Annotated in this window: 7 protein-coding genes; 4 read left to right on the top strand and 3 right to left on the bottom strand. The window is 59.1% G+C overall.

The genetic code is table 11. From position 1 onward, the window contains the following. Positions 1 to 345: 345 nt before the first annotated feature. A complete protein-coding gene (locus PMI21_RS01990; protein WP_007941708.1) occupies positions 346 to 3,459 on the bottom strand; it encodes a transglycosylase domain-containing protein in 3,114 nt (1,037 codons plus the stop codon). Positions 3,460 to 4,084: 625 nt separating this feature from the next. Between PMI21_RS01990 and PMI21_RS01995 the strand changes: the two genes are divergently transcribed. Then, the gene (locus PMI21_RS01995) at positions 4,085 to 5,506 is read left to right on the top strand and encodes an amino acid permease (RefSeq protein WP_007941706.1); all 1,422 of its coding nucleotides are present in this window, start codon (positions 4,085 to 4,087) and stop codon (positions 5,504 to 5,506) included. Positions 5,507 to 5,578: 72 nt separating this feature from the next. On the opposite strand, the gene PMI21_RS02000 is transcribed toward PMI21_RS01995, so the two are convergent. Beyond that, on the bottom strand, positions 5,579 to 6,700 hold the full coding sequence (locus PMI21_RS02000; RefSeq protein ID WP_007941705.1) for an OpgC family protein: 1,122 nt from the start codon (positions 6,698 to 6,700) through the stop codon (positions 5,579 to 5,581). A 224-nt stretch (positions 6,701 to 6,924) separates the two neighbouring features. Here PMI21_RS02000 and PMI21_RS02005 point away from each other — a divergent pair, with 224 nt between their 5' ends. The 3 genes from PMI21_RS02005 to PMI21_RS02015 are packed head-to-tail and all read left to right on the top strand — an operon-like array spanning position 6,925 to position 10,962. Then, on the top strand, positions 6,925 to 7,866 hold the full coding sequence (locus PMI21_RS02005; protein ID WP_007941704.1) for a glycosyltransferase family 2 protein: 942 nt from the start codon (positions 6,925 to 6,927) through the stop codon (positions 7,864 to 7,866). A gap of 1 nt (position 7,867) precedes the next feature. Further along, a complete protein-coding gene (locus PMI21_RS02010; RefSeq protein WP_007941703.1) occupies positions 7,868 to 9,376 on the top strand; it encodes a glucosyltransferase domain-containing protein in 1,509 nt (502 codons plus the stop codon). Next, positions 9,373 to 10,962: a glycosyltransferase family 39 protein gene (locus PMI21_RS02015; protein WP_007941702.1), complete on the top strand. Its 1,590-nt coding sequence runs from the start codon at positions 9,373 to 9,375 to the stop codon at positions 10,960 to 10,962. Before PMI21_RS02010 ends, PMI21_RS02015 begins: the two co-directional genes overlap by 4 nt. On the opposite strand, the gene PMI21_RS02020 is transcribed toward PMI21_RS02015, so the two are convergent. After that, positions 10,940 to 11,922: FMN-binding glutamate synthase family protein (locus tag PMI21_RS02020; protein WP_007941701.1), on the bottom strand; the 983-nt coding region annotated here is incomplete at its 5' end. The genes PMI21_RS02015 and PMI21_RS02020 overlap by 23 nt on opposite strands.

Here is an 11,922-nt window from a genome sequence, read left to right as displayed (position 1 = left end):
CGTGTGATCAAAGTCAGTGGCGGTCTTTATCCATGGTCCAGAAGCCGTTCGTGTGAGGCTCAGCTCCCGAATCCGTTGCACGGAAGCGCCTTTGAACGTGGGGTGGATCCGGCTCTTGATAAACTCGTAGTGGCGACCTTTATTGTCGCCCGCCTGCGGTGGTAGAACAGAGTTACTTCCTTGTAAATCAGGCATGCTTTTTATAAACCTTGAGCATTAATAGGAGTCACCAGCCTAACTCCCGAGGCTCAAAGTAAAAGTCTGAATTACTGCTGATTAACCAAGTGTTCGCGCCCATAAAGCATTGGAATTATCAATGCCGAAAATAATTAATTACCACCCGTTTTAATTAACTCGCGACACTTCCACAGGCAGGCACTGCGTATGACTTCCCGGTTGGAGATATGGCATCAGAATCGGAGCCATGCCCTTGAGCACTTGCACCGGCAACGCCGAGGTAAATTTGAAAGCTTCGGCCGTGCGCCCCGGCACGTAGGCGGTCAAGGTGCCGAAATGGTTATCGCCGATGTAGAACACGAACGTTGCGGTGCGGTTGATCGATTTCGAGCTCAGGATCCGGCCACCTGGACCAATGGCTTCGATGCGGTTGTCGCCGGTCCCGGTTTTGCCACCCATGGCCAACGGGGTGCCGTTGGCCAGTTTGAAACTGCCTGCCACGCGTTTGGCCGTGCCGGCATCCACCACTTGCGACAACGCCTCGCGCATGGCGGTTGCCACCTCGGAAGGCATCACGCGTTTGCCGACTACCGGATTGTTGATCAGTTGGGTTTCATAGGGCGTACCGGCCGCGAAGTGCAGGCTGTCGATACGCAGCGTCGGCAGGCGTACACCGTCGTTGAGGATGGTGCCGATCAGCTCTGCCAGCGCGGCGGGGCGGTCACCGGAGCTACCGATGGCGGTGGCCAGCGAGGGCACCAGGTGATCGAACGGATAGCCGACTTTCTGCCAGCGCTGGTGAATATCAAGGAACGCCTCGATCTCCAGCATCGTGCGGATGCGGCTGTCACGGGCGCCCTTGTGGCGGCTTTTGAACAGCCAACTGTAAACCTCCTGGCGTTCAAATTCGCTGGCTTTGACGATCTGGCTGAACTTGGCGTCGGGGTTGTTCAGCAAGTAGCCGATCAACCACAGATCCAGCGGGTGGACCTTGGCGATGAAGCCCTGATCCGGCAGGTCGTAGCTGCCTGGGCCGTAACTCAGGTACAGGCGTTCGAGGCGTTCATCGGTGAGTTTTTCCGTGAGCTTGGCGCCCTTGAGGTGTGAGCGCACGAAGGTGTTGAAGCTCTCCTGGTCGGCCTGCGGGAATAGGTAGCGATGCACGGCAGCCATGCGAATCGGTGTCGGGTGCATGCTGTCGAGGAAGGTCTCCAGGCGTGTCTGGGTGTCTTTGTTCTGATACTTCTTCCAGAACCGCAACAGGAATGCGGTGCCTTCGCGGTCGGCGAACTGGGCCAGGTATTCCTGACGCCGCGGGTCGCGGTCGTCCTTGAGCAATTCGGCGCTGCTGTTGGGGCCTGCGTAGGTGCTGTAGCGCACCAGATCGCGCATCAGCCGAATGAACGGCAGGTTGATCGACTCACGAATGGCATCGCGCAGGGTAGGCATGCGGCCGTTGTCTTCCTTGCGGAAGTTAACGAACGTGTGCAGCCCGCCACCGGTGAAAAAGGCCTCGCCGGGGCTGGCGGAATATTTGCGATCCAGTGCGGCGCCGAGCATTTTTGGCAGGCTGCGGTCGGTGTTCTGAATCATGTAATCGACAGCCCAGCTGCTCAGGCGATCCTGTTCGGCGACTTCGGTTTTCTTCAGTTCGGCAACGGTCATGGCTGCGTAGCGATCGTGCAATTCGGAGATGATCTGCAGGTAAGTTGTGAGCACGCGCATTTTTGCGGTGGAGCCCAGTTCCAGCTTGCTGCCTTCGTTGATGTCGAACGGTTGGTCGGTGCTGTCGGTCTGCACCCGTACCCGCGAGCCGTCCGGGGTCAGTTCGAACAGGGTGAAGCTGTAGCGCACCTGCGTGGTGCTGGTGGGGGTGAGCAGGCGCTCGCCGATCAGGCCGATTTCCGCTGCATAGGCCGGGTCGGCCAGATGCTTGAGGTACGCGGTGGCCTGGGTTTGTAGCTCGCCTTGCAGGGTGCTGGTGGCGGAAAGGTCGAGGCGGTCGAGGTCATACAGCGGACGGTTGAGCAAACTGCCCAGGCGACTGCGCGCGACACTGATGCCTTTGTTGGTTTCGATCGGTTGGATGGTGGGCTGCGTCTGCCAGTCGCGATAGGTCACTTGGCTGGCCAGTGCCGCCGCCGCGAGCGGCGCATCGATCACGCCATTTTGTGACAGCAGGCGAATATGGCTGTCGGTCAGACTGGCCAATTCATCGCGGCCCTTGGTCAAGTAATGGGAAGGGCGGCGCTGAGCAATCATCAGCGACAGCATTTCACGCAGGGCCAGGCCTTTTTCCGCCAGGCTTTTCTGATCGGTATCGGTGCTGGCCAGCCGTTCGTTGGCCTTGTTGAAGTCGGCGCCGTACCACACACGCAAACCTTCGGCCATGCCATGCACTTCACCGTGGCCCGGCACCGCCGACAGCGGAACACTGTTGAGGTAATCACGAACCACATTTTGCCGTACCTGGAGGGTTTCCGGCCCCGTCTGATAGGCCCGCACGCTGGCGGAAATCATTTGGCGGATTTTTTCCGCGCCCGACACCGTCAAGCCATCGGGCGAGTGTCGATATTTCTCAAGTTGCGTCGCCAACGTACTGCCGCCCGCCGACTGGCCGGGCAGGCGCAACAGCTTGGCCACCTGGGACCATGCCGCCATGCCGAACCTCGGCCAGTCCACGGCGGGGTTGGCCAGGGGTTGGCGCGGATCGAGCAGAAAGCGGTTTTCGATGAACAGCAAGCTGTTGACCACCACCGGCGGGATCGCGGCAAAGCTTGAATAAAGTTGTTGTGGATATTTGAACTGGTACAGCGGGGCCGCGCGGCAATCGGTGATCGACAGCCCGGCCTGGATTTTCTCTGTATAGGGAATGAAAAAGCCCTTGTCGCTGTACTTCAGCAGTGCTGGCGAAAAGCGGGTTTGTGACGCCACCACGTAATCGCGCTTGAGCAGGCGCGGCAGAAATTCATCCAGGGCGCTGTAACCCAGACGCTGATCGAACGGGCCTTCGCCAGGGTAGCGAATCGCGTCGCTGGGGCCGGGTTGCAGTTCATATTTCAGCGAGGCGGCATATTTGCTGATTTCCCGGGCTTGAAACTTGGAGGTGCGCATTTCCTTGGCCGCGGCCAGGCCCAGGACAATCAGGATAATCAGCAGCAGTAACCAGAACGCCCCCCAGCCGTGCCGTGAGCGACGGGGTTTTTCAGGTAAAGGCGCTTCATCCTCACGTTCAGTCGGAACCACAGTGTCACTCGAATCGGTTTGCCACAAAGCGCCCATAGTCGACTGATCCATTCACGCAGATTGATCGGACTTGTTTGAAGCTTAGACGGTGGTTGGCGTTGGTGAAAAAATTGTGAATAAGGTTGTCACGAGTTTTCTGGATCCACCCTGACTCCCTGTAGGAGCTGTCGAGTGAAACGAGGCTGCGATCTTTTGACGTTGCTTTTTGCGGCAGCACTGAAGAGCAAGATCAAAAGATCGCAGTCTCGTTTTACTCGACAGCTCCTACACAGCTCCTACAGGGGCAGCGGGTGGTGTAGTTGCTAGAAAGGCTTGAAATAGAGCCATCGTGAAGCAAATCTTGCTTGGGCGGGGGCATGACGATGCACCAATGCTGTGCAATACTCGGCGCCGTTTCAGCCGCGAGTAAACGCGGGGAAAGCCAGTTAATGCCCCTCCGCAAACCGGGCTTTTCCCGAGAGCTCTCGCTGAATGTTGCGATGTATACAGTGAAAAACCCTGTCGCGAGCTTTTTATACTGCACGCCCCGCTGATCTTGCAGGTTTTGTCCTGCAAGACGGTTCTGCCCACGAAGCAGGTCCGGTTTCAGGCAAGCACTGGCTTATCGGTCGGTGCTTCGACACTCGGTGGTCATATCCAATAACAAGGAGGTTGTACCCCTATGCCTGTCGGCAATCACCTGCCTCACGGCGAGACCGCTCAGGGCGGCCCGCTTAAACGCGAACTCGGCGAACGGCATATTCGCTTGATGGCGCTCGGTGCCTGCATCGGCGTCGGCCTGTTCCTCGGTTCGGCCAAGGCCATCGAAATGGCCGGCCCGGCCATCATGCTCTCCTACATCATCGGTGGTCTGGCGATCCTGGTGATCATGCGCGCCCTCGGCGAGATGGCCGTGCACAACCCGGTCGCCGGCTCGTTCAGCCGTTATGCCCAGGATTACCTCGGGCCTTTGGCGGGCTTTCTGACCGGCTGGAACTACTGGTTCCTGTGGTTGGTGACCTGCGTTGCGGAAATCACCGCGGTGGCGGTGTACATGGGCATCTGGTTCCCCGACGTGCCGCGCTGGATCTGGGCACTCGCCGCGTTGGTCAGCATGGGCTCGATCAACCTGATCGCGGTGAAAGCCTTCGGTGAGTTCGAATTCTGGTTCGCCCTGATCAAGATCGTCACCATCATTGCGATGGTTGTCGGCGGTATCGGCGTGATCGCGTTCGGCTTCGGCAACGACGGCGTCGCCTTGGGGATTTCCAATCTCTGGGCCCACGGCGGCTTCATGCCCAACGGCGTGCAAGGCGTGCTGATGTCCCTGCAAATGGTGATGTTCGCCTACCTCGGCGTCGAGATGATTGGGCTGACCGCTGGTGAAGCGAAGAACCCGCAGAAGACCATCCCCAACGCGATCGGCTCGGTGTTCTGGCGGATTCTGCTGTTCTACGTCGGCGCCCTGTTCGTGATTCTGTCGATCTACCCGTGGAACGCCATCGGCACCCAGGGCAGCCCGTTCGTGATGACCTTCGAGCGTCTGGGCATCAAGACCGCCGCCGGCATCATCAACTTCGTGGTGATCACCGCGGCGTTGTCGTCCTGCAACGGCGGCATCTTCAGCACCGGGCGCATGCTCTACAGCCTGGCGCAGAACGGCCAGGCCCCGGCCGGTTTCGCCAAGACGTCGAACAACGGCGTGCCCCGTCGCGCGTTGCTGCTGTCGATCGGTGCCTTGCTGCTGGGCGTATTGCTCAACTACCTGGTGCCTGAGAAGGTCTTCGTCTGGGTCACTGCGATTGCCACCTTCGGCGCGATCTGGACCTGGGCGATGATCCTGCTGGCCCAACTCAAGTTCCGCAAAGGCCTGAGCGCCAGCGAACGTGCCGGCCTGAAATACCGCATGTGGCTGTACCCGGTCAGTTCCTATCTGGCGCTGGCCTTCCTGGTGCTGGTGGTCGGCCTGATGGCGTACTTCCCGGATACCCGTGTGGCGCTGTATGTCGGGCCTGCTTTCCTGGTATTGCTGACGGTGTTGTTCTACGTGTTCAAGCTGCAGCCGACCCATGTGCCGCAAGGCGCGGTGCGTTCGGTTTCGTAAGTTGTAGCGCCAGCCATACACAAGCCCCGGTCAGAATGATCGGGGCTTTTGCATTTGGAAGATCTTTTGCTTTTAAGCTGCCACCACCATCGCGCGATTCAACCGCTTGTTGAAATCCAGCCAGGCCCCCAGCAATGCCATCAACCCGACCCCCAGCATCGCGCTGAATAGCTGCATCGCCAATACGTTCCCGCCCAAGGCATTGAGCATGTCCGCCAACGGCGCCAGCAACACACCAAAACAAAACACCTCCAGAGAATATCGGCCCATGCGACAGCTTTGTCGCGCCAGCCAGTGTTGCGTCCAGCCCGTGTCCGGCAACAACCTGGCGGTGACGTAGGCGAGGGCGAGGAAGTGCAGCAGGCGCGCCGGCGAGAGGTTGGTCTTGCTGATCGGATAGAGCCATTCGCCGAGCCATTGGGGCATGAACGCGTCATGCACGGTCGGCCATTTCCACGACAGCGCGATCATCCCGGTCATCACCAGATAGGTCAGAGCCGCGATGAAAACCGGCTGCCGAGTCAGCGGTCGGGGTTGCGGTGCCCGAGGCCTTTGTCCGTGAATCGCCGCCGCGCCCCCGAGAATAAACAGCAACTGCCAGGCCATCGGATTGAAAAACCACACGCCTCCGTCGGTACCCGCCAGGTTCCACTGCAGCCATGGCGCCAGCAGATACAACAGCACCGACAGCCCCACCACGTATTCAGCCTTGCGCAGCAGCATCGGCAGTACCAGCGGCAGGCCGAGCAACAACAGAATGTACAGCGGCAACGGGTCCATCAGGTTTGGCTTGAAGCGCAGCAGCAACTCATCCATCAACGCCTGCTGCGGATGGCTCAGGAAATACTGCAAGCCCATTTCCTGTACCAGATCGCGGGTTTCCACGTGGCTGTTGGCGAAAAACACGATGCCCATCAGCAGCGCCAGCAAAAAGATATGCACCACATAGAGCACCCAGGCGCGTCGCAGGATTTTCACCGTGGCGACCATGAACCCGTCGCGCCGAGCGATCTTGCCGTAGGCCAGTACGGCCGCGTAACCGGCCAGGAACACGAAAATCTCCGCCGCATCGCTGAAGCCAAAGTTACGCACCGTGAACTGCGCGAGCGGGTTCTGTGGCACGTGGTCCCAGAAGATGAAAATCAGGGCCAGGCCGCGGAAAAAGTCGATTCGGTGATCGCGTCCAGACGTCATGAAGGCGGGCTCTTGAACGGGGTTGTTGGGTAGGAGCGAGCGGCGCGCAGGGTGCCGTGATTCACCGGTAATTGCAAAAGGCTGGATATTACCGAATGTCTCAGCTGCTTATAGCGAACGGATCGAACGGCGTGGCCGTCGGTCTGCCGGACTGTTCGCGCACCAGAACTCCCCATGATGGCATCTGGCGAGCATCTACACTTCGGTTCTCAGGAGTGTGAAACGTGAAGGTTTCGCTGATCGTTCCGGTATTTAACGAAGAGCAGGCGATCAGTCTGTTCCACCAAGCGGTGCGCCGTGAGTTGAAACTTGACCCTTATGAAGTCGAGATCGTGTTCATCAACGACGGCAGTACCGACCAGACGGCTGAGCAGGCCAAGGCGCTGGCCCAGGTCGATGAACAGGTATTGCTGATCAATTTCTCGCGCAACTTCGGCAAGGAGCCGGCGTTGTTTGCCGGGCTGGAATACGCCACCGGCGATGCGGTGATCCCCATGGACGTGGACCTGCAGGATCCGATCAGCGTCATCCCGCGGTTGATTGCCGAGTGGCAGAAGGGTGCCGATGTGGTACTCGCCAAACGCCGGGATCGGGCCAGCGACGGTTATCTGAAACGCCACAGCGCGGCAATGTTCTACCACCTGCTGAACAGGATTTCCTACACCCGTATCGAAGAGAACGTCGGGGATTTCCGGCTCATGGACCGTAAGGTGGTCAATGTGATTCGCGCACTTCCCGAGCATCAGTTGTTCATGAAGGGCGTTCTGTCGTGGGCCGGTTTCACCACCGTGGTGGTGGAGTACGAGCGGGCCCAGCGAGTGGCGGGACGCAGCAAATTCAATGGCTGGAAGCTGTGGAACCTGGCGCTGGAAGGCATTACCTCGTTCAGCACCGTACCCTTGCAATTGTGGACTTACATCGGTGGCGGCATTTCAATCTTCGCGGTGCTGTATGCGGTGTACATGGTGCTGGACAAGATTTTCTTCGGCAACAGCGTCCCCGGTTACCCTTCGTTGATGACGGCCATATTGTTTCTCGGCGGTGTGCAACTGATCGGCATCGGCATTCTTGGTGAGTATGTCGGTCGCATTTACATCGAAGCCAAGCATCGGCCCCGGTATGTGATCAAAGACGTCATCGGCGGCAAAGACCGGATCGGGCTTTAGCATGGGCAGATTGAGCGATTTTTTCAGCGGCGAAATCGGGCGTCGTCGGGTCTGGCTGTTTTTCCTGATCGCAGCCCTGATTTATGTCATTCCGCTGATCCTTGCGGACTATCCCTACATCGATGACAACTGGCGCTCGCTGTCGGCCGGTACTGCCTGGGCGGAGCAAGGACGGATGTTCACCGAGCTGTTCTACAACGCGCTGACCTTCAGCGATGCCGCACTGAACATCTTTCCGTTGCCGCTGTTGATCGCCACGCTGGCCATGGCCTTTGCGTTGACCAGCCTGACGTTCCACTACTACCCGCAGCCGACGATATCCTGCTGCCTGGTGGTGTTGCCGCTCTGGTACAACCCGTTCTTTCTGCAGAACCTGTCGTATCAATACGACGGGCCGGCCAATGCCTTGAGCCTGGTGGCGGTGATCTACGCGATCACGTTTCGTCATCCTTCGCGCATCCTGCAATGGCTGGTGCCGGCCTTCCTGATTGCACTGGCGCTGGGGCTCTATCAGGTGAGCCTGAATGTGTTTCTGGGCCTGTGTTGCCTGGAACTGCTCAGGGGCGCGAATGACAAATGGGCCTGGCCGCAATGGTGCGAGTTGATCGGCTGGAAAATCGCGCAGGTGGTGCTCGGCGGGTTGATCTACAGCGTCACGGCTTATCCGTACATGAATCAGAACCGCGCCTTGTTCCTGAACTGGGCGGCAGCGCCCTGGCTGCAGCTGGAAATCAACATCGGCCGCGTGCTGGAAAAAGTCGCTCTGCTGTTTCACGGGGGATTCGTCTGGGTGTCCGCCGTGCTGCTGTTGTGTGCCATCGCGGGCTGCGTCCGGCTGGCCGGGAACGTGGTGGCACGCCAGGACACGGCGTTGAAAAAAGTGCTGATGGGCCTGGCGTGTGTGCTGAGCGTGCCGGCCGTGATCTTGCTGGTGTCGGGGACCGTGCTGTTTTTCCGGGATTTCAATGAAGGCGCCAGAACTCTGATGGGGTTCGCGGTGCTGTTGGTGCTGCTGTTCTATTTAAGCCATCTGGCGCTGGCACGCATTCATGAGCGGCTGACGCTGCTGTTGATGGTTCCTCTGTTGGCCATGCTTTCGCTGTCCTACGCCTATGGCCGGGTGCTGGCGGTGCAGAACACCTTTGCCTCCAGCGCGTTGTTTTCCCTGGGGCATGACATTGCATCCCATCGGCAACTGCGCGAGGCCAAGCGCATTTACATGTCGGTGAGTTATTCCGATCACTGGCTGGTGGAGGCTGCGGGCTCGTTCAAGCAGATGCCGGTTTTGCATTATTTGCTGAACATCAATTTCTACATGCTGGCGGAAAACCTGCCGAAAGCGGGCATCACCAACGTGGTCGCGGAGAGGGAGCGACGCAATGCGACGCTGGTGGGTTATCAGGGTTATCCACCGCTGGTGGAGAGCAAGTTCTACAACCTTTATCTGTTGGGTGACTACGGTTTCATCGTGATGAAAGAGCCGACGCCGATCGCCGCGCTTGCGTGGTGAAACCGGTGAGCGCCTCTTCGATCGATCTCAAAAGCGTTCCATCCAGGGTGGCCGAAGGGGCCGGTCTGCTGGCGGTGCTGGCGATCGCGCTGTTCGCCAGGTTTCACGTCATCACCGTGCCGGTCATCTGGTACGACGAGGCCTACAGCATACTGCTGGCCGAGGGCTCGCCTGCGTACATCTGGGCCACGACGGCTCGGGATGTTCATCCGCCGCTTTACTATGTCTTGCTGCATTACTGGATGTTGCTGTTCGGCCATGGCGTGTTGTCTGCGCGGTCCCTGAGTGCACTGGCCGATGTCGGCACGCTGTTGCTGGGCATTAAATTGATGAGCCTGTTGGCGACGCGAAGGGCGACCTGGATCGCAGCATTGTTGTTGGCGTTGCTGCCGATATCGGTGCGCTACAGCCAGGAAGTACGAATGTACACCTTGCTGGGGTTCTGGCTGATGGGCGCGACCGTGGCGCTGGTGTGCTGGGTCAAGGCGCCGGATCAACAGCGTTACCCGGTCTTTTACGTGCTGCTGATGACGGCGGCTTTCTACACGCACTACTTCGCCGCATTGTGCGTGTTGGTGCATTGGCTTTTTTGGTGGCGAGTGCGCATGGTCCAGGGCACGGTACCCGTACGTGCGTGGATACAGGCCAACAGTGCCATCGTCGTGTTGTACCTGCCGTGGGCACCGCCTCTCATCAGTCAATTATTGCGAATGGACGGGCTCGAATGGATACCGCCGCTCACCTGGCCAACGGTGCTGACTTTCGTTTGGCAACTGGTGGTGATGGAAGGTTCGCCCAGTAACTTATGGCGCATGACTCCCTTGGTCTTGATCCTTGTCTGCGCCGCTGCGGTACTGCTCAAGGCACACAATGAGCGACCCTTCAGCATTTTGCTGGTGGGCTATTTTTTTGTGCCGGCGCTGACCGTGTTTCTGGTGTCGCTGATCGTTCCGGTTTTCAATGCCCGGTACCTGGTGTTCGCCGCCGCTGCGTTGCCCCTTATCGTTGCGCTCGCGCTGGACGAATTGAGCCACCGCCACGCCGCCCTCGCTGCTGTCGCCATGGTTTTTATTGTGTTGGTGGAACTCCACGGGCTGTCGGCGATTTACGCACAAACGGATGAGATGAACGGCACCAGTATTCGCAGAGACGCGAAGCTGGATGCCGTGGTCGCCGGCCTCGGCCGTGAAGCCCATCCGGGTGACGAAATCGTTGTGGATAACCTGTATTGGTACTTGCCGTTCATGTACTACAACTCGACAGGCATTCAGCCGAGGCTATACGTCTTCAAAACAGCGACCGGCACCCTGTGGGGAACCGCCGAATACGGTGGCTGGGCACTCATTCCCCGCCACCTGCACTCGATTTTCTTCAACGATTTTTCGACCCTGAAGCTGAATACCAGGAGAGTCTGGTGGGTAACGGGTACGGCTCGTCCTGAACATGACGCCTTGTTTCCCAGAGACTGGAAACAGGTGCTGACGCTAAGGGAAGGGGACAGTGAGGCTCGTTTGTTCATCGTGGAGGACGCGCCAATCCCTGAGATTGGCGCGCAAACACACTCTATGCGGCAGCCGCATCATTAGGCTCAAAACTGTCCGCCCGCGCCATCTGCCACATCCGCGAGTAAAACTCGCCGTTCACTTCACCGGTGAGCAACTCCCCCGGTTTCAAGAACACATGCAACTGCGAGAACAGTTTGATTTCGGTCGCCGACATGCGTCGTACCAGATGCTTGGCCGACAGCTGTGAAGGATGATCGAGACCTGCGGCGGCGAGCATTTCGGCCAGGGCCTTCAGCGTATTGCGATGGAAGTTGTACACGCGCTGGGCCTTGTCCGGAACGACCAGCGCGCGTTGGCGCAGGGTGTCCTGAGTGGCGACGCCGGTCGGGCATTTGTTGGTGTGGCAGCTTTGCGACTGGATGCAGCCGATGGCGAACATGAAGCCACGCGCCGAGTTGGCCCAGTCGGCGCCGATGGCCAGGACGCTGGCGATGTCGAAGGCGCTGACGATTTTGCCGCTGGCGCCTAGTTTGATCTTGTCCCGCAGGTTCAGGCCCACCAGGGTGTTGTGCACGAACAACAGGCCCTCGCGCATCGGTACGCCGATGTGGTCGGTGAACTCCACGGGGGCGGCGCCGGTGCCACCTTCCTTGCCGTCGACCACGATGAAGTCCGGGAGGATGCCGGTTTCCAGCATGGCCTTGGCGATGCCCATGAATTCCCACGGGTGGCCCAGGCAGAACTTGAAGCCCACGGGTTTGCCGCCGGACAGTTCACGCAGTTGCGCGATGAAGTGCATCATTTCGATCGGCGTGGAAAACGCGCTGTGGCGCGACGGCGAAATGCAGTCTTCGCCCATCGGGATGCCACGGGTTTCGGCGATTTCCTGGGTGACTTTGTGCTTGGGCAGAATCCCGCCATGGCCGGGTTTGGCGCCTTGGCTCATTTTGATTTCGATCATCCGCACTTGCGGGTTCTGTGCCTGGGCGGCGAAGCGGTCCGGGTCGAAACGGCCATCGGCGGTGCGGCAGCCGAAGTAGC

Origin of the sequence: Pseudomonas sp. GM18 (assembly GCF_000282195.1) — a bacterium.
Taxonomy (GTDB): domain Bacteria; phylum Pseudomonadota; class Gammaproteobacteria; order Pseudomonadales; family Pseudomonadaceae; genus Aquipseudomonas.
This window is presented reverse-complemented; position numbering and strand designations above follow the sequence as displayed.

Coding starts and splice junctions, on each gene's coding strand:
- PMI21_RS01990 (WP_007941708.1), bottom strand. CDS start 3,459: ATGGGCGCTTTGTGGCAAACCGATTCGAGTGACACTGTGGTTCCGACT.
- PMI21_RS01995 (WP_007941706.1), top strand. CDS start 4,085: ATGCCTGTCGGCAATCACCTGCCTCACGGCGAGACCGCTCAGGGCGGC.
- PMI21_RS02000 (WP_007941705.1), bottom strand. CDS start 6,700: ATGACGTCTGGACGCGATCACCGAATCGACTTTTTCCGCGGCCTGGCC.
- PMI21_RS02010 (WP_007941703.1), top strand. CDS start 7,868: ATGGGCAGATTGAGCGATTTTTTCAGCGGCGAAATCGGGCGTCGTCGG.